Source organism: Prochlorococcus marinus subsp. pastoris str. CCMP1986, from assembly GCF_000011465.1.
Taxonomy (GTDB): domain Bacteria; phylum Cyanobacteriota; class Cyanobacteriia; order PCC-6307; family Cyanobiaceae; genus Prochlorococcus_A; species Prochlorococcus_A pastoris.
In genome coordinates this window covers 746,618-772,771 of sequence record NC_005072.1, presented here as the reverse complement: position 1 = coordinate 772,771, position 26,154 = coordinate 746,618, and the positions used below count along the sequence as shown (strand labels likewise).

At 27.4% G+C, this 26,154-nt stretch carries 34 protein-coding genes; 26 read left to right on the top strand and 8 right to left on the bottom strand.

Annotation, left to right across the window (positions count from 1 at the left end; all coding sequences use genetic code 11):
• Window positions 1-581 precede the first annotated feature (581 nt).
• From TX50_RS04355 to TX50_RS04345, 3 genes are all read left to right on the top strand, one after another.
• Window positions 582-776, top strand: a complete 195-nt coding sequence (locus tag TX50_RS04355) for a hypothetical protein (protein WP_036930765.1) — start codon at window positions 582-584, stop codon at window positions 774-776.
• Between the two features lie 305 nt (window positions 777-1,081).
• Entirely contained in the window at window positions 1,082-1,309 is a 228-nt protein-coding gene (locus TX50_RS04350) for a cytochrome oxidase (protein ID WP_225866777.1), read from the top strand.
• Window positions 1,310-1,438: 129 nt separating this feature from the next.
• Window positions 1,439-1,801, top strand: a complete 363-nt coding sequence (locus TX50_RS04345) for a hypothetical protein (RefSeq protein ID WP_036930768.1) — start codon at window positions 1,439-1,441, stop codon at window positions 1,799-1,801.
• Between the two features lie 868 nt (window positions 1,802-2,669).
• Here TX50_RS04345 and TX50_RS04340 read toward each other — a convergent pair.
• Window positions 2,670-3,002, bottom strand: a complete 333-nt coding sequence (locus tag TX50_RS04340; RefSeq protein WP_036930771.1) for a hypothetical protein — start codon at window positions 3,000-3,002, stop codon at window positions 2,670-2,672.
• A 149-nt stretch (window positions 3,003-3,151) separates the two neighbouring features.
• Entirely contained in the window at window positions 3,152-3,520 is a 369-nt protein-coding gene (locus tag TX50_RS04335) for a hypothetical protein (RefSeq protein WP_036930773.1), read from the bottom strand.
• A gap of 67 nt (window positions 3,521-3,587) precedes the next feature.
• Between TX50_RS04335 and TX50_RS09650 the strand changes: the two genes are divergently transcribed.
• Entirely contained in the window at window positions 3,588-3,746 is a 159-nt protein-coding gene (locus TX50_RS09650) for a hypothetical protein (RefSeq protein ID WP_173027981.1), read from the top strand.
• Window positions 3,747-3,774: 28 nt separating this feature from the next.
• On the opposite strand, the gene TX50_RS04330 is transcribed toward TX50_RS09650, so the two are convergent.
• Window positions 3,775-3,954 (bottom strand): hypothetical protein, encoded by a 180-nt coding sequence (locus tag TX50_RS04330; RefSeq protein ID WP_036930775.1) that lies wholly within the window; start codon window positions 3,952-3,954, stop codon window positions 3,775-3,777.
• A 199-nt stretch (window positions 3,955-4,153) separates the two neighbouring features.
• Between TX50_RS04330 and TX50_RS04325 the strand changes: the two genes are divergently transcribed.
• Both TX50_RS04325 and TX50_RS04320 read left to right on the top strand, forming a co-directional pair.
• On the top strand, window positions 4,154-4,450 hold the full coding sequence (locus TX50_RS04325; protein WP_011132444.1) for a hypothetical protein: 297 nt from the start codon (window positions 4,154-4,156) through the stop codon (window positions 4,448-4,450).
• A gap of 400 nt (window positions 4,451-4,850) precedes the next feature.
• Entirely contained in the window at window positions 4,851-5,033 is a 183-nt protein-coding gene (locus TX50_RS04320) for a hypothetical protein (protein WP_036930776.1), read from the top strand.
• Window positions 5,034-5,060: 27 nt separating this feature from the next.
• Here the strand turns inward: TX50_RS04320 and TX50_RS04315 are convergent, their stop codons facing one another.
• Complete coding sequence (locus tag TX50_RS04315) at window positions 5,061-5,405, bottom strand: hypothetical protein (protein WP_011132443.1); 345 nt, start codon at window positions 5,403-5,405, stop codon at window positions 5,061-5,063.
• 365 nt (window positions 5,406-5,770) lie between these two features.
• Here TX50_RS04315 and TX50_RS04310 point away from each other — a divergent pair, with 365 nt between their 5' ends.
• From TX50_RS04310 to TX50_RS04290, 4 genes are all read left to right on the top strand, one after another.
• Window positions 5,771-7,093, top strand: coding sequence for a Rieske 2Fe-2S domain-containing protein (locus tag TX50_RS04310; RefSeq protein ID WP_011132442.1), 1,323 nt, complete (start codon window positions 5,771-5,773; stop codon window positions 7,091-7,093).
• A 106-nt stretch (window positions 7,094-7,199) separates the two neighbouring features.
• A complete protein-coding gene (locus tag TX50_RS04305) occupies window positions 7,200-8,006 on the top strand; it encodes an ABC transporter ATP-binding protein (RefSeq protein WP_011132441.1) in 807 nt (268 codons plus the stop codon).
• Window positions 8,007-8,329: 323 nt separating this feature from the next.
• Complete coding sequence (locus TX50_RS04295; protein WP_011132440.1) at window positions 8,330-8,926, top strand: helix-turn-helix domain-containing protein; 597 nt, start codon at window positions 8,330-8,332, stop codon at window positions 8,924-8,926.
• Between the two features lie 7 nt (window positions 8,927-8,933).
• Window positions 8,934-9,224, top strand: coding sequence for a hypothetical protein (locus TX50_RS04290; protein WP_011132439.1), 291 nt, complete (start codon window positions 8,934-8,936; stop codon window positions 9,222-9,224).
• Here the strand turns inward: TX50_RS04290 and TX50_RS04285 are convergent.
• Together TX50_RS04285 and TX50_RS04280 are read right to left on the bottom strand one after the other, a co-directional pair.
• Entirely contained in the window at window positions 9,210-9,764 is a 555-nt protein-coding gene (locus tag TX50_RS04285; protein WP_011132438.1) for a ferritin, read from the bottom strand. The genes TX50_RS04290 and TX50_RS04285 overlap by 15 nt on opposite strands.
• Before the next feature lie 246 nt (window positions 9,765-10,010).
• Window positions 10,011-11,069 carry an ABC transporter ATP-binding protein gene (locus tag TX50_RS04280; RefSeq protein WP_011132437.1) on the bottom strand — a complete coding sequence of 353 codons (1,059 nt, stop codon included), beginning with the start codon at window positions 11,067-11,069 and terminating at the stop codon, window positions 10,011-10,013.
• 97 nt (window positions 11,070-11,166) lie between these two features.
• On the opposite strand from TX50_RS04280, the gene nth reads away from it, so the two are divergent.
• From nth to TX50_RS04265, 3 genes are read left to right on the top strand one after another with little or no spacing between them, the layout of a single operon-like run.
• Window positions 11,167-11,820: an endonuclease III gene (gene nth / locus TX50_RS04275; RefSeq protein WP_011132436.1), complete on the top strand. Its 654-nt coding sequence runs from the start codon at window positions 11,167-11,169 to the stop codon at window positions 11,818-11,820.
• Window positions 11,821-11,855: 35 nt separating this feature from the next.
• Window positions 11,856-12,515, top strand: coding sequence for an SDR family oxidoreductase (locus TX50_RS04270; protein WP_011132435.1), 660 nt, complete (start codon window positions 11,856-11,858; stop codon window positions 12,513-12,515).
• 24 nt (window positions 12,516-12,539) lie between these two features.
• The gene (locus TX50_RS04265; protein ID WP_011132434.1) at window positions 12,540-12,728 is read left to right on the top strand and encodes a hypothetical protein; all 189 of its coding nucleotides are present in this window, start codon (window positions 12,540-12,542) and stop codon (window positions 12,726-12,728) included.
• An 11-nt stretch (window positions 12,729-12,739) separates the two neighbouring features.
• On the opposite strand, the gene TX50_RS04260 is transcribed toward TX50_RS04265, so the two are convergent.
• A complete protein-coding gene (locus TX50_RS04260; RefSeq protein ID WP_011132433.1) occupies window positions 12,740-13,351 on the bottom strand; it encodes a PCC domain-containing protein in 612 nt (203 codons plus the stop codon).
• Between the two features lie 135 nt (window positions 13,352-13,486).
• Here TX50_RS04260 and pgsA point away from each other — a divergent pair, with 135 nt between their 5' ends.
• Entirely contained in the window at window positions 13,487-14,029 is a 543-nt protein-coding gene (gene pgsA / locus TX50_RS04255) for a CDP-diacylglycerol--glycerol-3-phosphate 3-phosphatidyltransferase (protein WP_011132432.1), read from the top strand.
• Here the strand turns inward: pgsA and TX50_RS04250 are convergent.
• On the bottom strand, window positions 14,003-14,923 hold the full coding sequence (locus TX50_RS04250; protein ID WP_011132431.1) for an NAD-dependent epimerase/dehydratase family protein: 921 nt from the start codon (window positions 14,921-14,923) through the stop codon (window positions 14,003-14,005). The two genes, pgsA and TX50_RS04250, sit on opposite strands and share 27 nt — an antisense overlap.
• Window positions 14,924-15,015: 92 nt before the next feature.
• Here TX50_RS04250 and hisA point away from each other — a divergent pair, with 92 nt between their 5' ends.
• The 12 genes from hisA (at window position 15,016) to TX50_RS04190 (ending at window position 26,022) form a co-directional block, all read left to right on the top strand.
• On the top strand, window positions 15,016-15,783 hold the full coding sequence (gene hisA / locus TX50_RS04245; RefSeq protein ID WP_011132430.1) for a 1-(5-phosphoribosyl)-5-[(5-phosphoribosylamino)methylideneamino]imidazole-4-carboxamide isomerase: 768 nt from the start codon (window positions 15,016-15,018) through the stop codon (window positions 15,781-15,783).
• Window positions 15,784-15,862: 79 nt separating this feature from the next.
• Window positions 15,863-17,485, top strand: coding sequence for a DUF3685 domain-containing protein (locus TX50_RS04240; protein ID WP_011132429.1), 1,623 nt, complete (start codon window positions 15,863-15,865; stop codon window positions 17,483-17,485).
• 14 nt (window positions 17,486-17,499) lie between these two features.
• Complete coding sequence (locus TX50_RS04235) at window positions 17,500-18,042, top strand: thylakoid membrane photosystem I accumulation factor (RefSeq protein ID WP_011132428.1); 543 nt, start codon at window positions 17,500-17,502, stop codon at window positions 18,040-18,042.
• A 23-nt stretch (window positions 18,043-18,065) separates the two neighbouring features.
• A complete protein-coding gene (locus tag TX50_RS04230; RefSeq protein ID WP_011132427.1) occupies window positions 18,066-19,226 on the top strand; it encodes a hypothetical protein in 1,161 nt (386 codons plus the stop codon).
• Complete coding sequence (locus TX50_RS04225) at window positions 19,227-20,282, top strand: hypothetical protein (protein WP_011132426.1); 1,056 nt, start codon at window positions 19,227-19,229, stop codon at window positions 20,280-20,282.
• On the top strand, window positions 20,279-20,734 hold the full coding sequence (gene ruvX, locus TX50_RS04220; protein WP_011132425.1) for a Holliday junction resolvase RuvX: 456 nt from the start codon (window positions 20,279-20,281) through the stop codon (window positions 20,732-20,734). The genes TX50_RS04225 and ruvX overlap by 4 nt, the downstream gene beginning before the upstream one ends.
• A gap of 33 nt (window positions 20,735-20,767) precedes the next feature.
• Window positions 20,768-21,304: a DUF3727 domain-containing protein gene (locus TX50_RS04215; RefSeq protein ID WP_011132424.1), complete on the top strand. Its 537-nt coding sequence runs from the start codon at window positions 20,768-20,770 to the stop codon at window positions 21,302-21,304.
• 4 nt (window positions 21,305-21,308) lie between these two features.
• The gene (locus tag TX50_RS04210; RefSeq protein WP_011132423.1) at window positions 21,309-21,803 is read left to right on the top strand and encodes a YqeG family HAD IIIA-type phosphatase; all 495 of its coding nucleotides are present in this window, start codon (window positions 21,309-21,311) and stop codon (window positions 21,801-21,803) included.
• On the top strand, window positions 21,800-22,882 hold the full coding sequence (gene proB, locus TX50_RS04205) for a glutamate 5-kinase (RefSeq protein WP_011132422.1): 1,083 nt from the start codon (window positions 21,800-21,802) through the stop codon (window positions 22,880-22,882). Before TX50_RS04210 ends, proB begins: the two co-directional genes overlap by 4 nt.
• Before the next feature lie 14 nt (window positions 22,883-22,896).
• Window positions 22,897-23,931: a UDP-3-O-(3-hydroxymyristoyl)glucosamine N-acyltransferase gene (lpxD, locus tag TX50_RS04200; RefSeq protein WP_011132421.1), complete on the top strand. Its 1,035-nt coding sequence runs from the start codon at window positions 22,897-22,899 to the stop codon at window positions 23,929-23,931.
• A 28-nt stretch (window positions 23,932-23,959) separates the two neighbouring features.
• Complete coding sequence (gene leuB, locus TX50_RS04195) at window positions 23,960-25,033, top strand: 3-isopropylmalate dehydrogenase (protein ID WP_011132420.1); 1,074 nt, start codon at window positions 23,960-23,962, stop codon at window positions 25,031-25,033.
• Window positions 25,034-25,122: 89 nt separating this feature from the next.
• On the top strand, window positions 25,123-26,022 hold the full coding sequence (locus TX50_RS04190; RefSeq protein WP_011132419.1) for a phosphoribulokinase: 900 nt from the start codon (window positions 25,123-25,125) through the stop codon (window positions 26,020-26,022).
• Window positions 26,023-26,154 lie beyond the last annotated feature (132 nt).

Genomic DNA, 26,154 nt, shown 5'->3' with positions numbered 1-26,154 from the left:
ATCGTCATGAGAGCTTGCTTATAGGGATATTAAGCAAGCTTTTATATTGTTAAGTCTCTAAAAAAGAGAAAAAGAAATAAATTAACTTCCGACGTTAGAAATTCAACTCTTTCCTAGTAGCAGTTATATAAATAAATTTAATTGCTTAATCAATTAAATTAAACTTCCATAAATAAATAATTATTTACTATTGCATAATAAAATTTAACTATACATTAGGAGCTTAAAAAACTAATTAATTAACATCACTAAGCCTTTCCAAAAAATAAAAAATAATTTTTAAAGAAAATGAGATAACATGTAGTGATTCATAAAAGACTTGCGCCATTTGTGGGGGTTGATCTATATAAAAATTTCTGTAATAATAAAAATCCCCATCACTTAGGCTCGGCATTATTTATCGAAGTCTTTTTTTTTGCTTATTAAGAACTTATATAGTAAAAACAAATAAATAAGTCTTTTCAAAATCTATCAGCATACATACAAATAATTAAATTCATTAATAAATCAATGGAATATCCTATCTACTCACAGTTAGGAATTAAATGTAACATAATAAGTTTACATATAGTAACAATTAGATGACAAGAATTATTCCATACATAACCTTCTTATGTTTGACTGGCTTCACAGCTACAAGTGGTTTACCAGTTATGGCAGGCGGTTGCAACAATCACATGAACAAGAAAGCAGAAATTAAATGCCCTGAAGATGACACTGAGTGTCAAACGGAAAAAGCTGAAAAGTTTGAATTAAACAAAACCATAAGGTCATAAAAATTGTCTCAACTTAGTTTAATTATTAACTCTGTTCCAAGAGATTTACTTAAATTTATCTTCTGTTTAACTATCGGTTATACAGCGGTGTAACTATGTATTTTTAACAAATAACAACATGACTACTACATCATTTTTTTTAATATTTTCAAGCTCACTTCTAACTTATATAATGGCTTGTTTGTGGAGAGACCTTATAAATCAAAAAGTAAATATATAGCCATCAATTAGTTCAACAACAATAAAATAGAGTAAAGTTAAAGAATCTTACTCGATAAATATCTTACTTGTCACAAGAAAATAAATTGGCTGAAACTTTCCCATGGGATTACAAATTTGGAGATGAAAATTTTCAAAAAGAGCCTTGGATTCTAAATAAAGGGAAGCAAAACGTAACAATTGAGAAAAGTTTAGACAATAAAGGTTTTTTTTATGTCCAAAAGAATGAAGAAAGACGTCTATCTCTAAACCATTTACAAATTAAATCTACGTATAACCAATTGATTCAATTTGGTTATAAGCTACAAAAATAAAGTTTACAGAATATTTTTTTCTGTGTTTTCTCTAGAATTTAATTTGAATAATTAAATAAGAGTCCTAAAAAAAAATAGTAATTATATAAAGCCTGATCTAAAATGATCTAAACATTCTTCCCTTATTTTTTGACTGATATTAAAGATTTAAAGATAAAGTTGAAACTTTGTACAAACTTTATAGTTAAAGAAGTTATTGCCCTCGATCCTGTGATAAGGAGACAATGGCTTTATACATATAAAGGAATTGTTGAGTATGTTGATTCAAATTCAAGAGACCTTTCTCAAGAACAAATTATAGGAGCTTCAATTTATAAAGATCTTATCAAGCAAGTAGAAGAATTTATAAACTTAGAAAAATATGAAGGACAAAATTATAATAGATACAAAAGCCGTGATCCTTTCGATTCAAAATACGAGGTTATTTACCAAAAACGTTTAAAACAAATTGAAGTAGATTTCTCAGATCCAGAAGTGTATATAAAAAAATAGGCAAATAATAATTTAAAAAAAATTTACTAATAAAAACAAGTTTAAATGAAAAGAAACCATAACGAATGGAAAATTATCTTTATGAAATATTAAATTGAATTCAAGAAATAATAGAAAAAAATAACTTTGACTAGTGATAATAAATTCGTAAAAATTAAAAATAACATAATAACGATAAACACTAATTTTAAATATTTAATTAATAGAAAAAATAATTTTTACCTTTCGTTTACTAAAACTTTCATTAATGTTTTATTCGGAGGAATATTTCCAAAAAAATAATTAAAAACTTTAATTAGATAAAAATCAGTTAGACAATATCCAACAAATGAGATTTTTCAGGAAGTTACAATTATTGATAGGACTTTAGAATTCCTTTTATATTTAATATCATATTCTATTAATTATTAATGAAAGACAATTATCACAAAGGTAATTTAGAGAACAAGATAAGTATGGTATTGTTTTGGATTTATCTTTTCGCGGTTGCAATTATCTTTACTCGTGGACTAATTTTATTTGTAAGTAAATGAATGATAATTTATAAATATTGAACCTAAATAAATCAAAAAATTAACTTGGTAAAATTGTATTCAAAATTCAGAGCTAAAAGATATCATTAAAATAAAAATTGAGACTTAACTTGCCACTTAAATTTTCCTTTGCTAAAAAGATAGAGCGGACTAAAGTCCATTTCTCCACGAGGATTTAGTCCGCTTTCAATAAATAAATCTACAAATATTTTTTCATTTGATAATTTTATTAACAATTTATTTATTATGCAATCACTTTTTAAAATTATCTAATCTATATACTGAATACTTTTGAAGAAAAAATTTATAAAAATGATCTTTAATTACCTTATTGTTTAAATTATATTTTTTCTAGTTAAACTCGTAAGTTGGAAATAACCATTTTTGTTCAAAGAATATTTATCAAACCATAGGTTTAATAAGTTATCAAGTCCAATCCCTTTTAAATTCTTTTTGTTCAAAATCTTGTAGTCTGATAAGGCTAATAATAAATAAGGAAAAATCATATCGGAGACTTCGGATGGTAAGTTCTTTAAAGGAACACAATGTCCCTTTTCCCAAAGTATGGACATATCTTGAGTAAACAAAGAGCTCCAATGATTAAAATCACAATATAATTTATCTGGAGGCAAAAGGTTAAGCTTTAATTCCTGAGTATAAAAATTCATAGTAAATGGATAAGGAAAAGGAAAAGACCTCAAAATATTTGAATTTATTTTCTATTCTCAGAAAATAAATATTCGACAAAGACTTTAAATTTTAAAATATGTACCCTTAAATAGTACCTAACTGTACTGAACAGTGCAACACTTTTATATTAATTCCTTTTTTTCATTTCTTCTTGAAATTGAAGGAACATTAAAAATTTTTCATAAATTTCCTTATCAATAAATTTATGACTCGGCACGTTATCACTTTGATTTTCAGAATTATAAATTTCATTAGAGATATCTTTGTCATCATTCTTTATCTTTATTAGATTTTCATTATCAAATTTAATTTTGTTTTCGTAATTCAAAATTTTACCATTTTTTATATTGAATATCCCTCTTTTGTAGAGTGCCTCCTCTACTAAAATATTAATTATTTTTGAAATACTTAAATTGTTTTCAAAACTTAATTTATTTATTAGATCCAAGACATCGCTTCTAGGGATAAAACCAACTCTTCTTTTCTTTGTGGGCATATAAAAGTTCGGCACTTGACTAAAGTAAGTGTTGCACTATATTCAAAACAAGTCAATAATTATTATTATGATCATACCTTTCACTCTTTTGTTCGGGGCCATTGGATATCTTTATTACAAGTCTAAAGATGAAGTGTCATTAGTAGAGGTAGAGAAACTAGATTCTCCAAGTAATCAATTAGATCAAGATGATTTATATAAGGACTTGGAAGACCTGTTTATATAATTAAACTTTTTTAAAACTTCGTTTATTATTATCTAGCAAAGCCCATATAATAAGAATGCAAGCTTAGTAATAATAATATTGAAGAACCAAAATACCATACAAGGAACCATGTAACGAAAGCTCCTCCACTAGATTTCTTCTTTTTAAATTTATCTAATATGTTTGGCAAGTAAATATTAGTCTCTCTAGAGAACCTTAATGACTTCATAATTAATGTCTTTTATTTAAATCAAACATAAAAATATATCCATGCAAGTGTATTTTCAAATTTCTTGTCATTTCATATAAAAATTAAAATTAATGAATGAAAAAGATAAAGTTCTTAAACCAAACAACTTCGTTTCATAACCGAACACTTAAATAAATAAAAGAGTAATTAAAATTGAAACTAATTAACTTATACAGTAATGACTGTACATCAAGATTACGAAATAAAAATCAACATAAATGAGTTGATTGAAAAAAGAATTCCTTGTTGTGATTTATTACATCCGGATCATTGTCTAACTGAACAACAAGTTTCAGAAATTGCTCATGACATTCGGATGGATTTAAACCTTCATGACTTATATAAGCAAGTTGATCAACACATTATGAATTATGTCAACGCAGCAGGTATCGATAATAAAGAACACTGGGTAGAACCACATCTTCCTGATTTAGATAGAGATGCTAAAGAAGAAGTTGGCATTGAATTTGATTAAATTAATTACTAAATGAAAATATTTTTCAATTATTAAATAACATTACAATTAGTAGTTTGAAGAAATCTAATAAATATATTTTTTTTCTAAATCATCAATTAATTTATAAATACTTTTTGCACTTCTTTTTTTACTTTTAAAAAAGATTTTAGAAAACGAGAAAACTATCATTAATGTTAAAATCGATGCAATAAAATAGGTTAATGAATTAAACGTCATTAAAAATTAAACTCTTCATATAATTTATTTAAATAATATGACTTGTTAAATAGTTACTTTATACAAAATATTAAATTTAAATTTAGCCATAATTTAGTAATATAATTTTCATAAACATAAATTATTCTAATATTGATTTATCAACTATTGCCAGTCACGAAATTAGTAATACAATCAAAAAATGATTAAAATTTTTGCTTTAACATTTTCTGAAATTGGAATTGGAAAATTAGAAATATTTGTAATCGGAATAGTGTCTTTATTATTTCCAATATTATTCATAATTGCCTCAAGAAATCTTGATGCAAAAGGCGTTTTTGACTGGATGATGGAGAAACCAAATGATTGGATAGGGAAGAAATAAAGCTTTATTTTAGGAAATATTTAAAATTTAGTTTTTAAATGCCAATTTGTCTAATTCATATTCAGGGAAGTCGAATATCTTGCAATTATTTTTTAGGCTTAGAAGAATATTTTTATTAAGAAGTTCATAGTCAATAAATTTATTTAATTTACTATAAGAAAATTCTTTATTTGTCTCTCCTATTGAAAATCTCAACGCCCCATCCTTGGAAATACCAAATTTTATCGAGTTACAATAAGTATTTGCAAACTTACTGGAAATCTTTAAAGAATATTTTTCAATAGCCTTTTGTGAAGAGTCAATAGGATAAGCAGGGGTATCGAATATCAAGAAAAGAAATAATAAAAGAATATTAAAAATATTTTTAAACATTGAAAACCAAATATTATTGATTTAATTTACATTAACAATAATTATTAAACAATCGCATTCATTAAAACTTGATAATTCATTGGTATAGAAAAAATTATTTAAGTTATATAAGGTTATTTAGAAAATAAAATATTTGACAAAATTTTGAAAAATCTACAAAATTATTTGAAAAACACAAGAATAGAACAAAATTTACTTTTCAAACGATTAAAAGATACTTTATTAGTTAAGAGGATGATAATCTAATATTTCTTCTCCAAATATTGCTACAAATGATAGAGAATTTTTTTTATAACAGAAATTGATTATTTACTTGAGTTATAGTTCCCAAAGATAACTAGTAAATTAAAAAAAGATATTAGTTTATGGAAAATAAGCAAATTAATTTTTTTAAAACTAAAGATATTAATACGGTTTTAAAGCCTTTTAAAAAAGGAACTGTAGTTAATATAGATAATTTGGAGGTAAGAGAAAAACAAAAAGAATTAAAATTAGGTTTACATGGCTGGTATGCAATTTGTCCTTCAACAGAGCTTAAAAAAAACAAAATTCATTATTTTTCATTGTTTGATGAACCTCTTCTTCTTTTTAGAGACAAGAACAATAATGTTAGATGTATCAAAAATATTTGCCCTCATAGAGGTTCCTCCTTTTATGGCGGTTCAATTTCTAATGGTGAATTAACATGCCCATATCATGGGGCAAGATTCAGTTCTCAAGGAAACTGTCAAAATATAGATAGGATAACCTGTAGTCATATTGTTGACAATAATTATGATAATTATGCAAAGAGAATTCACTTATCTCAATTCAAAGTAGTAGAGAGGGAAAGTTATATCTTTATTTATTTTACTGACAAGTCAGAGACAGATTTAAATAAATTTAACGATGATTCATTAATTAGTAATTATGATTTAACTGCTAATGGATTTTCAGTTAAAGATTCCGTATCTGAAGAAGTTTTAGTTGATTTTAAATGTGATTGGTCAAGAATTATCGAAAATCATTTGGATATACTTCATATATTTTGGGTTCATGGTGATACAATTCCAGACAAAGATGTAAATAAAAATGTTCTAGTAAGTTTTAATCAAAAAATAAATATCAATCCAAATTATATTGAAAGTATATATTTCTACAAAAATAATCCTACAAAAGAATTTATAAGAATAAAGTATATTCCGCCAGGAAGGATTTTAATCTATAAAGGAGATCCAGCCGCTTCACGATATGTGCAAGTGCTTGATCACATTCCCCTAGGAGATAATAAAGCGAGAGTAATAGTTAGACATTATAGGAAATTCCTTAAAAACAAATTCCTTAATAATTTAATATTATTCAAAGAGATTCAAAAAAAGATTTTTTACAAAATTTTTGATGAAGATTATATGATTCTTAAAACCCAAACTTATAATCAAAAATTAGGCTTAATAAAAAATGACGAGATAAAATTACTAGGTGAAGATAGAATAATTAATTATTTCTGGAATTGGTATAAAAAATCTGAAGAAAAGGATAATCCTTGGAAACACATAAATAAAAATAAGGAACTAAATGTTTATGATGAGATAATTCTGAAATATCCTCCAGAAATTAAGAAATTGGAAGTAATTAATAATATAAATATAATAAGAAAAACATTTATAAGATATGCAGCACCACTCGTGTTTTTGTTGCTCATAATATAACTTCAATGAAAAAAGTTAATCGACCAGCATGGCTTAATTGGCTTTATCTTTTAATATTCGTTCTTAGTTCAATACAGTTATTCATATTCTGGAGTAACAAATTTTAGTGACTAATGATTTATGGCTTGAAGCAAAAAATATTAGTTGCTTTAAAAATGAATACGAGGTAGTGAAGGATTTAAATTTAAAACTAAAATATAGTGAAAATGTAATTATGATTGGACCTAATGGCTCTGGAAAGTCATCTTTATTAGAATTAATAAATAGAAATATTTATCCAGTTTTAAAGAAAGATACTGTTTTTAAACTATTTAATAAAGGACACATTAGTATTTGGGAACTTAGAAAAAAGATCAGTACAGTAAATCAGGATGTTAAGGCAAGAGTAAATGCAAATATAACGGTATTTGATTTAATTATTAGTGGTTTATATGGTAAGTATTGCAAAATCTTAAATAAATCTGAAAAGGATGTTTTATTAGCGGAAAATCTAATTAACAAGATGTTAATAACAAAGTTATCCCAAAGATATTTTTCACATTTATCTGAAGGTGAAAAACAAATTGTTCTAATTGCTAGAGCTTTAGTTAAAAATCCAGAGATATTAATTCTAGATGAACCAATTGCTAATTTAGATTTAAAATCAAAATTCTATGTAATAGATCAAATTAATGAATTAACAAGATTAAATACTAAAATAATTTGCGTAACTCATGATATATCAATGATTACAGAAATATACAACAGGGTCATAATGATGAAAGACAGAATAATAATTGCAGATGGAACGCAAAGCGAAACAATAAATGGCAAAATTTTAAGTATTTTATTTGATATTAATATCGAGGTTGCTAAATATAAAGGCTATTGGCATGTTTACAGAAAAGCTAAAGAACTACAATCAATAGAATAACCAAGACAATTAATAAATAAATAATCTTTTTGTTTTGAATGCGCGAAAAAGAATTATTTTTAAATGAAGAGGAACCACATTTAAAGCAGACCATCCTACCTCCTAATGATCTGTCAGAGACAAGATCGGAACTGCCACAATTTAAACAGATTTTATTAGAACTCATATCTAATTCTAAAATTAATTCCACCCATTTAAATTATATTCGATTTAATAATGTAAAGAAAAAATTCAAAATAAACCATGATAATGAGAATCTATTGCAATAAAGAATAATTTGATTCATAATTGATAATAATTCTCATTATCAAAGTTTAATTAATATGAATTTCCATAATTATGGAGAATATTCATCAAAAACTGTTCGTAAAGTAACTATGGTAACTGGACAGTCAGTTCTTATCGATCCCTCCTCGAGGCCAATGGGGACCTGTCTTGAAGTTGAGAGCGGCATTGCAAGAGTATATTGCCCATGTGAAGAAACAGAAGGGATGACTCTTGCTTTCTTGCAATCAGGAGATCAATTAAGAACTGATTTATTATGCAGTGAAGGTGTTTGTGTAGAAGGGTTAACTGATTTGTCCTTCCAAAGTAATGTTAATATTTCTGAAAATGCTGGATTTGATGCTGTTAATGAATGGACTCTTCAACTCTTGAGAATAAGACATCTTGGAAATGCAGAGCAAAGACTACAAGCTCTATTTTCAATATTAGTTAACCGTCTCGGAAGAAGATGCGGTCAATGGTGCGTATTACCTTTTAGGCTTACTCATGAAAGGATAGGAGAATTAATAGGTTCAACACGGGTAACATCTACAAGATTAATCTCAAAACTCCGTTCATCTGAGTTATTAATAGCTCCACTTGGAACACAGACAGTAAGTGTGGCCCCATCATTTATTGAAGCCTCCCCTTTATAAACGAAATATGTATAAATCTGAATCCATAATCAATAACTTGCTAATAGAAGTTGACTCATTAAGTTACAGGATAACGAATATTCATCAAGCTTATTTCAACACTTCACACGTAGGATTGCGAGATAGATTATTTTATGAAAATAAAAATATCTCGCAAAGATTAAATGAGATATTTTCAATAGCAAAAGTATTAAAAAATAGAAATAATGAAAATATTAGTTTTTCTAGTTTATTAGTTGAGAAATGTAAAAGAACTATTGATCAAAAAAGAATAGAAAAGAATTTATTTTTTCTTTAAATCACTATCAATTAAAAGTATTGCAGAAGGCTGATTCGCTGCAAATTTAACTTTTCCTAATATATGAGCAAATTCATCCTCAGATTTTGTTTGAGCATCCACAATTGGATCTAAGAAAACACTAGTTCTTGTATCTGAAATTCTCTCTGAAATTGAATATAACTGTTGTAACGAAGAAGTTAAATCAGCTTCCATATTGAATGAATAAGAAATTATATCCTCAATAGAATCCCATGTCTGAATTGGAGCAGGTAATTCCTTCAATTTTACGGTTTGTCCACGAGCAATAAAATAATTAGCAAATTTATAGGCATGTTCCATTTCTCCTTGAGATTCACTTAGAAAATGTGAAGCAAAGCCATCTAAATCTCTTTCTTGAAACCATAAATAAATAGAAAAATATTGAACATTTGCATATCTTTCCATTGTTAGATGTTCATAAAAGTTATCCAATAAGCTAACATCCATTGGCTGAGCAACAGCTCTACCAGAAGGACCTAAATTAACTAATTTTTTTGTTTTTAAATTATTCATAGTCATTATCAATTAAAATTCATATTTAAATAATACAACATTTTGTATAAATTGGTAACTTAAAAAAGATTAAAAATATATGAGTGAATATGATAATGAATATCAATAGCAATATCAATAAAATGAATTTAGGAAAAGATTATTCTGAATTTCTACTAATTAATAAATTATATGCAAACAAAAAAAAGAAATGTAAAAAGAAAAAATGTTCAAACTGGAAAGGAGGCAAGTGTAATTGCCTATAAAATTTAATTAAATAAAGATCTTATGTGCTCCAGGATATAAAAAACAGAAACAATCTTTATCTATACTTAAAAAACAATTATCTCCAACATTAAGGTCATCATTAATGTTAGTTCTGACCCTTAATGTTTCTTCTTTAAGCGATAGTTTATACATAAAATATTCACCCATAAATTCTTTTGAAACTATTTTTGCATCGCCATCTACAGAACTTTTAATAGAAATAAATTTCTGGGGAATAGAAATAAATTTGATATTATTTTTACCCTCCAAAGAAGAAGTATTTATTTCACCTATACAACATGAAAAAGAGTTTTCTTTTTTTTTGAGATTAAGAATATTATTGCCCAGAATAAAACTACTTACAAAAATTGTTTTAGGGTTTTCTAAAAGTTTTAAAGGTGAATCAACTTGATGTATTTTCCCTTCATTCATCACAGCAACCTTGTCGCATATAGACATGGCCTCTTCAGGATCATGAGTAACCATTAATCCACTTGCATTGCAACTTCTAAGGATATTTGGAAGTTCACTTCTTAATTTTAATTTTACGTGTATATCCAAACTACAAAATGGTTCATCTAATAATATAAAATTTGTTCCCGGAGCTAAAGCTCTAGCAATAGCAAGTCTCTGTTTTTGTCCTCCTGATAATTCATGTGGATACCTATTTATAAATTTATCGAGACCTACAATATTTATTAGAAAATTAACTCTTGATTTATTCTTTTTATCTTTCAAACCAAACATTGCATTTTCTAAAACAGTTAGATGAGGGAAAAGAGCATAATCCTGGAAAACCATTCCTATTTTTCTTTTTTCTGGAGTTAGTATTCTATTTTTATTTGAAATTTCCTGATCATTTAAAATAATTTTTCCTTTTAAAGGATATTCAAATCCGGCGATTAATCTTAAAAGAGTAGTTTTACCGCAACCAGAAGGTCCAAGAAGTCCTAATAATTGACCCTTTTCTATTTTTAAGTTAATTGCATTTAATATCCAATTGGAAATTTTTTGATTATCATATTTATGATGTAAATCATCAATTATTAACGCCTCTTTTTCCACTAAAACATTTAAGTCTTTAGAATACTAAAGCTAACAGAAAATATTCACCATAAATATCACTTGTATAATTTTATACATCACTTAAAAAATTAAATAAATGAAAAAGAGTGAAAGAGCAGAAATTATACTTAAAGAACTTAAAGAGTTATATCCATCTCCTCCAATCCCCCTTAATCACACAAATGCTTTCACGTTGCTTGTGGCAGTAGTATTAAGTGCTCAATCTACAGATAAGAAAGTTAATGAACTAACTAAGGAATTATTTAAAGTCGCAGATACTCCAGAAAAAATGAAAGAACTCGGCGTTTCCAGAATTTATGAATACATAAAACAATTAGGTCTTTCTAACCAAAAATCTAAAAATATTTACCTCTTATCAAAATTAATAATCGAAGAATTTCATGGTCAAGTTCCCAATTCATTCGAAGAGCTTGAATCACTACCTGGAGTTGGTCATAAAACAGCTTCAGTTGTAATGTCACAAGTATTTAATATTCCATCCTTCCCTGTTGATACACACATACATCGTTTATCACAAAGATGGGGGATTACAAATGGAGATAATGTAAGGCAGACCGAAAAAGATCTTAAAAATATTTTTCCAATCTCAGAATGGAACACTTTACATTTGCAAATAATTTTCTATGGAAGGGAACATTGTACGGCAAGAGGTTGTGATGGTACAAAATGCTTAATGTGTAGAACTTTATATCCCAAGAGGAAAAAAAAATTTATATGTAAAAAGCCTTAAAAACCTCATATAATTATAAAATTAAATAGATTATCATGAAAATTGCGATTACTGGAGCTTCAGGTAAAACAGGATATAGAATAACGGAAGAAGCAGTGAAGAAAGGAATAAAAGTAAAGCAGATAGTTAGGAAAAATTCAAAGATTCCAAAGAATCTTAAAAATACCGAAACCTTTAGAATTTCATTAGATAATAAAGTTGCATTAGATAAGGCTTTAGAAAATGTGGATGCATTAATAATTGCTACTGGGGCAAGAGCTTCATTAGATTTAACTGGACCTGCAAAAGTAGATGCACTAGGGGTGTATAGACAATTACAAAGTTGTAAAAGAGTCGGAATAAAGAGAGTTATTTTAGTAAGCTCTTTGTGTACTGGTAAATTTTTTCACCCATTAAACTTATTTGGTTTAATTCTTATATGGAAAAAAATTGGTGAGAACTTTCTAAAAAATCAAAATTTCGATTGGACAATCATAAGGCCTGGAGGATTAAAAGAAATTGAAAAAATAAAAGATGAGAACATAGATTACTCAAAAGAAGATACACAATTTAAAGGTTCTATACCAAGAAGACTAGTAGCAAAATGTTGTATAGATTCCTTAAGTAACAAACAATCTTTTAATAAAACAATAGAAGTAACAAGTTCCAGTGAGAATAAAAAAGTATCTTTTAAAAAGGCTATGCAAAATATTTAAAAGATGCAAAAATAAATAAAAACAATGAAAATAAACCCAAATATTGATGCATTACAATTGATGCTTACTGATTTAAGAACAAGAAATGAGCCAATTAGGCATAAAGCAGCATTTAAAGGATGTCAGCCGGAATTTCAAACTCTAGTTGCGAGATTAATAAAGCAGCTAGAGGATGAATTAAATTCTGAAAAACTTATAAATCGAGACAAATAGCTTAAACATGATTATTTAAATGAATTTAAATAATCATGTTTAGCTTGTTTTGATAGTTCATCATATCCTCCAAAAAAAACATCATCTAAAAATATTTGAGGAAAAGTATTGTGATTACTTAAAGAATTAACCTTTTGAAACTCTTTGTCACTCTCGATCAAAATCGCTTCATGCGGAATAGATAACGAATCAAGTAACCTAAGACTTCTCTTTGACCAAGGACAATTTTTAAGGATATATACTTTAACTCGTGATTGATTGTTAGTTAAATTTTGATTAGAGATATCAATAGTCTCATTTTCAAAAGAAACTAATAAAATGTCCGTCCCTTTTTTAATAATCGAGCCTTCTTCTAAATGACCTCCAAAAACATTACATCCCTCATCTGCGAAGCTTAGATGAATATGGACATCGCCATTATTAAAATTTCCATTAAGGGATACTATTTCTAAGTTACCTTCAAATTTACTAATTTCTTGGTTGCCAGGACACTGAATACAAGCCTTACTAAGATTACCTACTACACCTGAAACATAACCATATAGATTATTTGATAAAGAATATTCTTTAATACAAATAATCAAATCAGAATCTGGAGATAGCTTTAAGCTATGAGGTCGCATTTAGTTATAAATAATATTTTATTAATATAAAATAAAATGATTCTTAGATAGAAGAAGTGTTTATAATCTTTAGAATTTTGTTAAAACTTAAAACACAATATAAGTGTAAAATGTACTTTATTTATAAAAAATATTTTGCTAAACAAAACAAAAAATATTAAAAAATTAATAGCAAATATTCCAAATATATTAACAATATCTCGATTATTTCTTACATTTCCACTAATAATATTTCTAGAAATAAACAGACCTAATTTTGTTTTTGCTTTAATTATTCTTGGAGGCATCACTGATTATTTTGATGGATATTTTGCAAGAAAATTTTATCTTACAACGAAGTTTGGAGCTATTATTGACCCATTATCAGACAAAATATTTTTGTTAATACCTTTATTGTGGCTAAGTAAAATGGAAATAATCCCTTTTTGGTCATTAGCAATAATATTATTTAGAGAATTAATAATATCTGCATTAAGAACTACTAAGAAAGATGGATTACCTGCCTCTCAACTTGGGAAATATAAAACCTTCTCCTTTTTTATTGCATTAATTATATTTTTTCAACCATTTTCAAAAGATTTATTATCTACTTTAGGAATAACATTTTATTGGTTGGGATTTATATTGACACTTATAACTTTTATAGATTATTTACGCGTTAAAAAGAACACTATCTGAAGTTCTATCAAATTTATTGTCCTTTTTAAATTGGTAATCTTTGATAAAGCTGTCTTTCAAACCACTAAGTAAATCAAATTTTGGTTTCCAATTTAAATCGTTTTTAATTTTTGAAATATCAGTTTGATAATGATTTAATCTTATTGGGAATCCCTTTCTTGATTTAGGATCTAATTTTTCAAAATCAAATTTATTTAAATAAATATCGGTTTTATTTAAACCACAAACTTCTGCACACAAATAAATTAAACCTTTTATAGTTACTCCTCTTTCTCCAGAACAGTTATAGATACTATTTTTAGATTTTTCAAAATCCAAACACTTAATCATTACATCACTTAAATCAGAAACATGCCCTAACTGAGTAATCAAGGAACCATCAGCAGGAATTGGGATTGATTTAAGATGAAATAGTCTTTCAAAAAACCAATTTTCAATTTTATTATAATTTCCAGGTCCATAAATATAAGTAGGTCTAAAACTTGTAAAAGGTATTTTTTTCTCAACTAACCAATTTTCAGTTTCAAATTTTCCTTTGTGTCTACTATTAGTATCAAGCGGAGAATCCTCGGATAAAGGTAATTCATAGTTATCTTTATAAACTCCAGCTGAACTTACATAGATATATCTAAAGAAAGAATCGTCTAAATTCTCGATAAGAAGTTTAGTTTGCTCTACTTCACGACCAGAGATATCGAAAATTACATCATATTTTTTGTTTTTTAGTTTAAGAATACATTCGATATCATTTCTATCACCTTTTATTAAATTTGTATTGTCAGGATTAGTTTTATTACCCCTTGTAAAAATATCAATATCATGATTTTGATTTAGCAATTTACTCACCAAAGACTTGCCAACAAATCTTGTTCCACCCATTACAAGAATTTTCATATTCAAAAAATACTAAACTAAAGTAGTAACCTAAGTTAGAACTACATAATGAATAGTACTACTAAGAAGTAATTAATGAAAAGGATAAATCCATGAAACTAATTCCAGCCATAGATTTAATGAATGGTAAATGTGTAAGACTTTTTAAAGGTGACTTTAACAAGAAAAAAGACTTCTCCAGAGAACCTTATGAGCAAGCAAAATACTGGGAGAATGAGGGAGCAAAATGTATTCATATTGTTGATCTGGATGCTGCTAAGACCGGTATTCCAACAAATGATCAATCAATTCAAAAGATTGTCAAATCAGTTAATATTCCTATTCAAATTGGAGGAGGTATAAGATCGCTAGAAAGGATTAAACAATTATTTTCTTACGGCGTGGATAAGGTTATTATGGGAACTTCCGCTATAGAAAATAAAGAACTAGTTAAAAGCTTATCAACCAAATTCCCAAGCAGAATTATTATTGGAATAGATGCAAAGGAGGGAAAAGTAAGCACAAGGGGATGGCTAAAACAATCAGATGTATTAGCCACAGAATTAGTACAAGAATTTTCCTCTTTTAAAATTGCCAGTTTTATTGTTACAGATATTAATACCGATGGAACTCTAGAAGGGACTAATGAAGTTTTTATAAAAAAGATTCTTGAAATTACTGATATTCCTGTTATTGCATCAGGCGGTGTAGGTTCAATTTCAGACTTGTTATCATTAACTAAATTTGAAGATTCTGGACTATATGGAGTAATAGTAGGAAAAGCTCTTTATGAAAATAAATTTACAATAAGTGAAGCAAGTAATATTTTATCTACAGAAAGAATAAATGATATTCCAATTAATAAAGACTATTACGCCTGAAAACCCAGTAAATATTTATAAAGCACTGGTTTTTAACGAATTTGTTAGTTAATTTTGTATTAGAGGTAGAGTTTTAAAATTGGAATTAATTAAGAAGAAATCAATCCTAATTATTGCTCCAAGCTTAATTGCAGAATCTTTATCATTAAAGTTGACTTCATTAGACAATAATTTAAATATCACACTGGATAGCAGTAGTAAAAATTTAAATCCAGATTTAATAATATGGAATATTCTTAATTACCAATCTGAAGATCTCATAAGATTGGAATTATTAAAATTAAAAGAGAGGTGGGATGAATCAAATATTCTTGTAATTTTTTCTGGTGAACTTTTAAATAAAACAAAAGTAACTCCCTCTTTAAATAGTGAAGGTTTACTTTTAAATCCAAGTGTTGATAAAGTTTTAGAGTCTATAAATATCATCTCAGAGGGAGGGAGAGTATTCGACTTGGAAAATAATCCTTCTGTAGTTGTTAAAAAAGAAAAAGAACTTACTTTTAATCAGAAATTATTATCATCTGGTCTCAAACAAATTGATAATGAAATAAATTATATTTTCAAATATGTGAATTCTGACTCAACACCTGAATTTTACAAATTCATTTTAAAGGGAAGATTAAGAGAACTAATAACTGCCAAATCCTTCCTAATATTCCTATGGGGCAATTCCTTAGACCTTTATTCAGAAGCTATTTACACTGAAAACAAAATCAATATAGAAAATAAAAATACTAATACTATTTTTATAAAAGATAAAAATACATTAGAAATTTGGGATTTAATACTTGATCGTCTTAGTAAGAGGTATGCTTCAACCAATTTTGATGTTGAATTTAATAATTCATCTATCATTTTGTCAGGTATAAAAAAAGAGTTTATTTCACGTCTAATTTGTACAATGCTTGATGAACTTGATAATTTAATAAAAAACATAAAAGAAAATTATAAAGAAAAAGACTATAAAGAGGACTTTAATTCTCTTATTGAAGAACTTAAGCTTAATACCATATCAAATATAACTGAAAGCTATTTCAGAGTTAAAAAAAATGGCGAGTCCATCTCAATTAATGAATATATTTATAAAGAAGTAACTTGCAATGAAAAAGATAGAGAGTCACATGAATCAATAATGTTTATAGATCCAATAATAAAAAATGAACCCATAGATTTTGATGGCAAACTATTACCTCTATACGAAACAGAGTCATTTATTGTTCTAGAAAATATAATATCTAATTGGATAATAAGAAATTGTAATTTATTAGCCTCTGAAGTATTTAATATTTGTTCAAGCTGGCCGGAATTAAGAACAATACTGATAAATCCACAATTGCAATCTACAAGATCTTTTGAGAGATTTAGAAATAATATCAACAACTATAATAGATGGCATGAAAATATTTATATGCCAATCTATTTATATGAAAGTAAACGCGAATATATCGATATCATTGATTCTAAATTTACAAGATACTATAAAAATGAGAATAGAGAAAAAGAACTAGAAAATTTAGAGTGGTTTCAAAAACAAGTTACTTTATTAGTTGAAATTAGAGATGCAATAGCTCCTCAATTAGAAATTGCTGTAAAATATATTGGTAACCTTTTCGTGAATTTCTTAACAAAAGTAGTAGGCAAAGCTATTGGTTTAGTTGGGAAAGGAATCCTACAAGGTTTAGGTAGATCTAGCACTAAATAAATTTCCTTCCTTTAATGAAGTTATTTCAATCAATACTTATCTTATTAATATTTATTACTTCTTATCCCGCTAATGCAAGTAGAGATACAAATAGCTATGACGGAAATATTTTTCCAATATATGCAGGTAATGGAGCTATAGTTCCTCCTCAAACTACTCTTGAAGAATCATTAAAAAACGGAAGGATCTCTGTTTTATTTTTTTATCTTGACGACAGCTCTGACAGTAAAGCTATGGCTCCAATAATCTCTGGATTAGATCTTATTTGGAGAAATAATATTGACTTAATTGCTCTTACTACAGATGAATTACAAAGTAACTCTTCTAAAACAGACTCGAATCTACCTAGTTATTATTGGAATGGTTTAATTCCTCAGACTATAATTTTGGATAGCACTGGAGAAGTTAAATATGATAAGAATGGATTGGTTAATATTGATGATTTAAATAAGATTATTGGAGAATTAAAAGGGATAGACATTAATGAGACATCATTCTCAGTTGAAAGCTTTAACGAATACAACAGTATTATCTCAGAAAAAAAAAATGATCTCTAATGAGTTTTTAAAATAACAAACATATGATTATTCTAAAAATTATTTTCTTATTTTTATTTTTAAAAATATTTCTAGATTTTTATTTTAATAAATCCCTCAAATCAAATTTGGTTTTATTACCCCTAGATTATAAATATAGAAATAAAGATAAAAATAGTGAAGTAATTATTAATTTAAAAATAATCAATAAAAGTAAACATAAAGAAACTATGGTTTCTAATCTAAATCTAGATTTAGATTTTTTTCAATCTAAAAATAATCAATATCTTAAAGATTTAGATTATGAGGAAAGTATTTATATTTATTCTGGATCTATAAAAAAAAATATATATAATTATTGGCCAACAACAATTATAAAAGCAAATTCAGAACTATTAATACAAGTAATTTTAAAATTTAAAAATAGTGATTTAAAAAACAAAATCAAATATATATGGTTAAAGATTTTTTGGGAAAATTACGGTCATTTTGGCATTACTAAAAAACAAGATGGTTTATTAGTGAATTTAAATCGTCATAATAAAAAAGAATTAATTGAAATTCCTTTAAAACTTGGTTATAAAGCTATAGCTGTTAAAACTGATTTGCTTGGCTCATTTGATAATCCAATTGAAACTGTTATGGATTACTGCAAAAATGTCACAAGAGAGAAAGATATTTTAACTATAGGTGAAACACCACTTGCAATTATGCAAGGAAGATATGTTGCACCTCAAAACTTAGAATACAATATTTTTTCAAAAATATTATGTTATTTTTTTCATCCCACAAGTAGCCTTGCCACCGCTTGTGGTATGCAATTACTTGTCGATAAAATAGGTGTTATGAGGATAACCTTTTCATTAATTTTAGGTTTTTTATTTAAATGTATTGGAATTAAAGGGATATTTTATAGATTAACTGGTTTTGAATCCTCACTAATTGATGACATAAGTGGAACAGTTGTTCCATATGATAAAAGCATAGTTATGGGTCCAATAAATACGAAATTGTTTTGTGATAAGTTATCAAAACAGCTTAAAGTAGAAGTAGCCGTAGTTGATGTAAATGATCTTGGTGGTGTAAAAATATTAGCCAGTTCAAATAATTCAGTAAATAATTTACTAAAAGAAATCTTAAAGGTTAATCCCGCAGGCAATTCTGATGAAAAAACACCTATAGTATTAATAAGGAATAATATATAAATGAAACAAGATTCAAATCATATTTTGAATTCTAATAAAGATAGAAAAGTTACCTTTGAGGAGCTTCATATTCGTCATTTAAATCTATTAATGAATTTTAGAAGTGAGAAGTTAAATAATTGGTTTTTTAAAATGGCAATTATAAACACTTTTGAAGACTTAAAAATTTTTTTAAATAACTTAAAAAAAACTAAGCATAAATGTATTATTGCAATAGAGGAAAAAAAAATTGTAGGTTATTTGAATATATTTCCTTTAAACTTCAAGGGTTCTTGTTTAAGAATATCGAAGCCTAATTTAACAACTATAAAGTCTTCAATAACCGAAAAAGATTTGATACTAGGATTGATAAAGAAATCAATCTCTATTACAGATATAAAAACTGCAAGCTGGGTAATTAATTCTGATATAGACAATAATCACCTTATTTCAAGTGCAAGAGAATTAGGGTTCCAACCATTACAAAAGGTGAAACTGTGGAGTAAAAATAATATTAATAAGTCCATTAAAAATAAAAATGAAAATTATTATTTTATTGATGAATTTCAAGCAATAACCAAATTAAATTTAGTAAATGTACTTAATTTTATTCGTTCAAATCAATCTCCATTAATAAGGACGATATTGGATCTTGATCAAAAAGATATTTCCGATAGAAATGATTCAAATAGCGGGGCAGTAATTCACAACAATACTGTTTTATGCACAATTATAAAAGATATAAATTTTCAAGATAATAAAATTTATACATTAACGATTGGTAAAAGTTGGGATGCTAGATTAAGTCCTATTTTAAAAAATATTCTGAATAAATTTTTTGAAAAATCTCCTTATTCTATAATTAAGACTTATGAAGAAAGTGCTGAATTAAATACATATTTAGAGAATTCTGGTTTTAGAGATAATTACCAAGAAATTATCCTTGTTAGAAATACTATTGTTAGGAACGAATCTAAGCAGACTAATAAAATAAACCAATCATTAGAATCAATTTTTGAAAAATTAAATCCACAAGGTAACGCTTACCCGTCCCCGTTTCCTTTGAAGTCTAAGTGAAATATTGCAAGCCCAAATCTAAGTCAATATTAAGTTTAGATGTTGGGCTAAAAAGAATAGGATTAGCATATTGTGATTCACTTTTTATTACGGTAAATATTCTTCCTGCATTAAAGAGAGAAAGAAATAATAACGAAATAATTATTATTAAAGAACACATTAAAAAACACAATTTAACTGGTTTTATCGTTGGTTTACCACTTGATGAGGCGGGGGGGATGACATCTCAAGCTCTTGATTGCAAAACTTATGGTGAATTTCTTTTTAATGAATTAAAACTTCCTTTTTCCTTCGTCAATGAACATAGCTCAACGTGGGAATCAACAAATAGATTTGGAGTAAAGAAAGATAAATCTGGACTTATTGATAGCTTATCTGCCAAAATAATTCTTGAGCAATGGATTCAGGAAGGTCCTGAGTTAAAAGAATTAGTGGGTAATAAACAAATATAATATTAATATAAATCTATATAAGTTAAATCAAAAATGAACGATCATAACTCCAAAGATAATTATGAGGCACAGACACTTATTTTAAATGATTCAAATGGAAATGAACTATTTTGTTATCTTGAACAAATAGTAAAGGTTGAAGAAAAAGAATATGCATTATTAACACCCGTAGATACACCAGTCAGTTTATTCAAAATTAATGAAAATGATGAGCCAGAATTAATTGAAAAAATTGAGAAAAACGAGCAAGTCTTAAAGAATGCTGATGCAGTTCTACAAGAACATGATCTAAAACTTATAAGATCCGCAGTTACATTAACTGTATCTGGTGAACTCGAAGAGCCAATTTATGATGAGTTAGAAGAAGATGGTATAGAGGAGGAAAGTGAAACATATGAATTACTTGTGAGTTTTAATTTATTGGAACAAGAATATGGATTATATATTCCTCTAGATCCTTTTTTTATCGTGGGAAAACTTATCAATCAAGGGGCATTATTAATTGAGGATGATGAATTTGATAAAGTTCAACCCTTAATAGAATCTGAGTTAGAAAAGAGTAGTTTTTAAAATAATGAGTTCTCTTGTAAATATCTATTGGGACTCTAAATTACCTATATATGAAATATCTCATTTAAAACTACAAAAAGAAGGAATTAAAAGCTTATTAATAGATGTTGATGGTACATTATTAAGTCGCCAATCAAATATAGTTCCAATAAATGTAAAAAATTGGATAAAAGAATCTAAAAAATTATTCTCTATGTACTTAATTAGTAATAATCCCTCTAATGAACGAATTAGAAAGATTGCTAAGGAATTAGATATCAGATATAAATCAAACGCTCTGAAACCAAGAAAAAAAATTACTTTGGATGTAATTTCAGAAATGAATGAAGACTCAAAAAATATTGCAATAATAGGAGATAGAATTTTTACAGATATTATCGTGGGAAATAGATGTAATATTCAAACAATATTAGTTAAAAGATTAAGCAAAAATGGATTACCAATAAATATAAATTTAACATTAATCCTAGAAAAAATGATTTCTAATTTCTTAAAATGAAAAAATGGGTCGTAAAAATTGGTACTAGTATTCTCAGAGGAAATGAGGATCAATCTACAGAACAAGTAATAGAAAGTTTATGTAAATCTCTAACAAGTTTTATTTTTAAAGGCAATAAAGTCATTCTCGTAACAAGTGGTGCGGTTGGATTAGGATGTAAAAAATTAAATTTGAATACAAGACCAAAGGAACTCAGTGCACTTCAAGCTGTAGCTGCAGTGGGACAAGTTAATTTAATGACTTTATATGAAAAGACAATGAAAAAGCTAGGTCATAATATAGCTCAAATACTAATAACAAAAACTGATTTTGATTCACGAGAATCCTTCAATAATGCTTCAAAAACATTTCAAAAGTTAATTGATCTGAATGTCATACCTATAGTCAACGAGAATGATTCTATTGCCAATGAAGAGCTTAAATATGGAGACAATGATACTCTTTCTGCTTTAGTTGCTTTAGCCATAAATGCCAATAAGCTGATTTTATTAACTGATATAGAAAATTTATATTCAAAAGACCCAAGAAATAATGAAGATGCTCATCCAATAAAAGAAGTTAATAGTAATCAATTGAAAATTATAAAAGATAAAAACATCCAAAATTATAATAACGAATGGGGGACAGGTGGTATTACAACAAAATTAATTGCTGCTGAAATAGCAACAAAAGGAGGTGTAGAAGTTCAATTAGCCGATGGCAGAAATGAGAATAATTTAATAAATATTTTCAATGAAAAAAAAATAGGGACAATATTTCATCCTGTTGATAAACCAGTAGGTAATAAAAAAAGTTGGTTATCTCATGCTATTAAAACAGTTGGACAAATAACATTAGATGAAGGTGCTTGTCTTGCAATTGAGCAAAAAGGTGCCTCTCTTCTAGTTGTAGGAGTTAAAGAGGTAGAAGGAGATTTTACTGTTAATCAGGCTGTTAGAATTGTAAATACTAATAAGAAAGAAGTTGCAAAAGGTATAACATCAATGAGTAGTGATTCTCTAAAAAGAATCTTAAATAAAAAAGAAAACATTAATTCATCAATGATCGTTGTTCATAGGGATGTTCTTGCTCTTACCTAAAATAAAATCAAAAAATGTTATTAAGTAAATTAGTTGATCTCATAAAAAGTGGAGAATCAAAATTTATCAAAGCAAACATATTCGAAAATATAGATATAGAAAATGCTGCTTCTATAGATATTGCATTAAAAAATCAAATATCCTTTTTAGAAGAAAATAATATATTGAAAGATAATTTAGGAAAAACATCTGCTTCAGCAATTATTACATCTAATAATAATGAAATATTAGGTTTACTAGAATCACTAAATATTTCAAATATAGTTGTAGAGAATCCAAGAATAGCATTTGCGGAAGTATTAAATTTTCTATATGAAGAAATTAATTTCAACCCAGGTATTGACGATTCAGCTGTTATCAAAAGTTCTGCAAAAGTAGGGAAAAATTGTTATGTAGGACCTAATGTTTATATTGGCGAAAATTCAATTATTGGCGACAATAACAAAATTTTTCCTGGTACAACTATTTTAGGAAACGTAAGATTAGGAAATAATAATGTAATTCATCCGAATTGTGTAATTTATGAAAACACAAGCATTGAAAATAATTGTGTAATAAATTCAAATACTGTCATAGGTTCTGAAGGGTTTGGTTTTATTCCCCAAGATGGTAAGTGGATTAAAATGCCTCAAAAAGGTTGTGTAATAATAAAGAGCTTTGTTGAAATTGGGACAAACTGTTGTATTGATAGGCCATCTGTTGGTAATACATTTATAGATGAAGGAACTAAGATGGATAACTTAGTTCAAATAGGTCATGGAGTTAAAATAGGAAAAAATTGTGCATTTGCTGCTCAAGTTGGAATAGCAGGAGGAGCTGTGATTGGAAATAGCGTAATCCTAGCTGGACAAGTAGGAGTTAATAACAGAGTGAAAGTTGGGAATAATGTCATAGCTAGTTCAAAATGTGGGATCCATTGTGATATTGAAGATGGAGAAGTTGTTAGTGGCTTCCCAGCTATGAAAAATAAATCTTGGTTAAGGAGTTCAAGTGTTTTTAAAAAACTACCTGAATTAGCAAAAAAGCTTAGACAACTAGACAAGAAATAAATTATTCTTTTAATAAATTAAAAACTAAATGAAAAGATATAAAGTTGTTCTACTTTCTGGAGATGGTATAGGCCCAGAAATATCAGAAATTTCAATAACCATATTAAAAAAACTGTCTAAGAAGTATGGTTTTAATCTTGATATTAAGGAAGAATATTTTGGTGGTATAGCTTATGAGAAACATAATGATCCAGCGCCAAAAGAGACATTAGATCAATGTAAAGCTAGTGATGCTGTACTTTTGGCTTGTGTAGGTGATGTGAAATACGATACTTTACCAAGAGAATTAAGACCAGAAAGTGGTTTACTTAAATTAAGAGAAGCATTAAATTTATTCGCTAATATTAGACCCGTAAAGATAAGAAAATCCTTACTGGATTCAAGTTCTTTTAAAAAAGAAGTTATTGAAAATGTAGATTTAATTGTAGTAAGAGAGCTAATAGGTGGAATCTATTTTGGACAGCCTAGAGGAGAGATCACGCAAACTAAAATTAAAAAAGCTTTCAATACAATGGTTTATGATTCAAACGAAATAGAAAGAATTACAGAAGTTGCAATCAAGATAGCAAATCAAAGAAGTAAAAAAATATGTTCGGTAGATAAATCAAACGTTTTAGAAGTAAGCCAATTATGGAGAGATACAGTTTCACTAGTCGCGTCAAAAGAAAACGATTTAGCTTTAAGTAATATGTATGTTGATAATGCCGCCATGCAACTCGTTAAGGATCCGGGCCAATTTGATGTAATTTTAACTAGTAATTTATTTGGAGATATTTTAAGTGACCTAGCCGCAATGATAACTGGCTCGATTGGAATGCTTCCATCAGCATCATTAAGCAATTCAGGACCTGGAGTCTTTGAACCTGTTCATGGTTCCGCTCCTGATATAGCTGGAAAAAATATAGCTAATCCTATAGCAATGGCTTTGTCTACTTCAATGATGCTTAAAATTGGTCTAAATGAGATAGAAGCAGCTGATGATATAGAAATAGCAATTGATAATGTTTTATCGAAAGGATATAGAACTTCAGATCTAGATAATGGTAATTGCCAAGTTCTTTCTTGTAGTGAAATTGGAGAAAAAATAATCCAAGAAATTTGAATAAAAAATTAATAAATTAAAAAATATCTTTAACTTGAACAAAAGTTGGCATATGACCTGTCAGAATCAATGGATATTGTTTTAATTAAATGTCTAAACGTCATCCAGTAGTTGCTGTAACAGGATCATCAGGTGCAGGAACAAGTACAGTAAAAAGAGCATTTGAGCATATTTTTGCAAGAGAAGATATAGTTCCAGCTGTTGTGGAAGGAGATAGTTATCACAGATTTGAAAGAATGCCTATGAAAAAAGCAATGGCAGAAGCACTCTCAAAAGGGGAGAATTTTTCTCACTTCGGGCCAGAAGCAAATCTTTTTGACAAATTAGAAGAACTTTTTAAAATTTATGGTGAATCAGGTGGAGGTAAAAAAAGATATTATCTTCACAGCACTGAAGAAGCACAGGAACATAATGCAAGACTTGGAACATCATTAGAACCAGGTCAATTCACCCCCTGGGAAGATATTCCAAATGGAACAGATGTTCTTTTCTACGAAGGTTTACATGGTGGTGTTGAGGGAGAAGGATACAATGTTTCCTCCTATGCAGACTTACTTGTTGGTGTTGTACCTATTACAAACTTAGAGTGGATACAAAAAATACATCGGGATAATGCTGAAAGAGGTTATTCAGCAGAAACCATAGTTGATACTATTTTGAGAAGAATGCCAGACTACATAAATCATATTTGTCCACAATTTAGTAAAACGGATATCAATTTCCAGAGAATACCTACTATTGATACATCGAATCCCTTTATATGTAGAAACATTCCTACACCAGATGAAAGTTTTGTAATAATACATTTCAGAAAAGGGGCAAGAGAAAAATGGGGGATTGACTTTCAATATCTTTTGGGAATGATTCATGATTCATTCATGTCAAGCCCAACGAGCATAGTTGTTAATGGAGGGAAAATGGGTTTTGCCATGGAATTGATCCTCACTCCAATAATCCATAAAATGATTGAAGAAAAAAAACATTCGTAGATAGTTTTAGTTCCTTTTACTTAAGCCTTCAAAATAATCTTAATTTTTGAAGGCATAAATTCATGAAAATAAACTTATTATGGTATTTGTAAAATTTAACTAATTAGGAATTTCAAATATTTATATATCTTC

Bases quoted from the DNA above. Each gene is read 5' to 3' on its own strand.
- TX50_RS04290 (WP_011132439.1), top strand. From the start codon at position 8,934: ATGTATAAATCTGAATCCATAATCAATAACTTGCTAATAGAAGTTGAC.
- TX50_RS04270 (WP_011132435.1), top strand. From the start codon at position 11,856: ATGAAAATTGCGATTACTGGAGCTTCAGGTAAAACAGGATATAGAATA.
- TX50_RS04235 (WP_011132428.1), top strand. From the start codon at position 17,500: ATGAAGTTATTTCAATCAATACTTATCTTATTAATATTTATTACTTCT.
- TX50_RS04320 (WP_036930776.1), top strand. From the start codon at position 4,851: ATGATTAAAATTTTTGCTTTAACATTTTCTGAAATTGGAATTGGAAAA.
- TX50_RS04325 (WP_011132444.1), top strand. From the start codon at position 4,154: ATGACTGTACATCAAGATTACGAAATAAAAATCAACATAAATGAGTTG.
- leuB (WP_011132420.1), top strand. From the start codon at position 23,960: ATGAAAAGATATAAAGTTGTTCTACTTTCTGGAGATGGTATAGGCCCA.
- TX50_RS04310 (WP_011132442.1), top strand. From the start codon at position 5,771: ATGGAAAATAAGCAAATTAATTTTTTTAAAACTAAAGATATTAATACG.
- TX50_RS04315 (WP_011132443.1), bottom strand. From the start codon at position 5,405: ATGTTTAAAAATATTTTTAATATTCTTTTATTATTTCTTTTCTTGATA.
- TX50_RS04335 (WP_036930773.1), bottom strand. From the start codon at position 3,520: ATGCCCACAAAGAAAAGAAGAGTTGGTTTTATCCCTAGAAGCGATGTC.
- TX50_RS04340 (WP_036930771.1), bottom strand. From the start codon at position 3,002: ATGAATTTTTATACTCAGGAATTAAAGCTTAACCTTTTGCCTCCAGAT.
- TX50_RS04250 (WP_011132431.1), bottom strand. From the start codon at position 14,923: ATGAAAATTCTTGTAATGGGTGGAACAAGATTTGTTGGCAAGTCTTTG.
- TX50_RS04330 (WP_036930775.1), bottom strand. From the start codon at position 3,954: ATGAAGTCATTAAGGTTCTCTAGAGAGACTAATATTTACTTGCCAAAC.
- TX50_RS04230 (WP_011132427.1), top strand. From the start codon at position 18,066: ATGATTATTCTAAAAATTATTTTCTTATTTTTATTTTTAAAAATATTT.
- TX50_RS04265 (WP_011132434.1), top strand. From the start codon at position 12,540: ATGAAAATAAACCCAAATATTGATGCATTACAATTGATGCTTACTGAT.
- nth (WP_011132436.1), top strand. From the start codon at position 11,167: ATGAAAAAGAGTGAAAGAGCAGAAATTATACTTAAAGAACTTAAAGAG.
- proB (WP_011132422.1), top strand. From the start codon at position 21,800: ATGAAAAAATGGGTCGTAAAAATTGGTACTAGTATTCTCAGAGGAAAT.
- TX50_RS04215 (WP_011132424.1), top strand. From the start codon at position 20,768: ATGAACGATCATAACTCCAAAGATAATTATGAGGCACAGACACTTATT.
- TX50_RS09650 (WP_173027981.1), top strand. From the start codon at position 3,588: ATGATCATACCTTTCACTCTTTTGTTCGGGGCCATTGGATATCTTTAT.
- lpxD (WP_011132421.1), top strand. From the start codon at position 22,897: ATGTTATTAAGTAAATTAGTTGATCTCATAAAAAGTGGAGAATCAAAA.
- TX50_RS04260 (WP_011132433.1), bottom strand. From the start codon at position 13,351: ATGCGACCTCATAGCTTAAAGCTATCTCCAGATTCTGATTTGATTATT.
- TX50_RS04295 (WP_011132440.1), top strand. From the start codon at position 8,330: ATGAATTTCCATAATTATGGAGAATATTCATCAAAAACTGTTCGTAAA.
- TX50_RS04355 (WP_036930765.1), top strand. From the start codon at position 582: ATGACAAGAATTATTCCATACATAACCTTCTTATGTTTGACTGGCTTC.
- TX50_RS04190 (WP_011132419.1), top strand. From the start codon at position 25,123: ATGTCTAAACGTCATCCAGTAGTTGCTGTAACAGGATCATCAGGTGCA.
- TX50_RS04225 (WP_011132426.1), top strand. From the start codon at position 19,227: ATGAAACAAGATTCAAATCATATTTTGAATTCTAATAAAGATAGAAAA.
- hisA (WP_011132430.1), top strand. From the start codon at position 15,016: ATGAAACTAATTCCAGCCATAGATTTAATGAATGGTAAATGTGTAAGA.
- TX50_RS04285 (WP_011132438.1), bottom strand. From the start codon at position 9,764: ATGACTATGAATAATTTAAAAACAAAAAAATTAGTTAATTTAGGTCCT.
- TX50_RS04210 (WP_011132423.1), top strand. From the start codon at position 21,309: ATGAGTTCTCTTGTAAATATCTATTGGGACTCTAAATTACCTATATAT.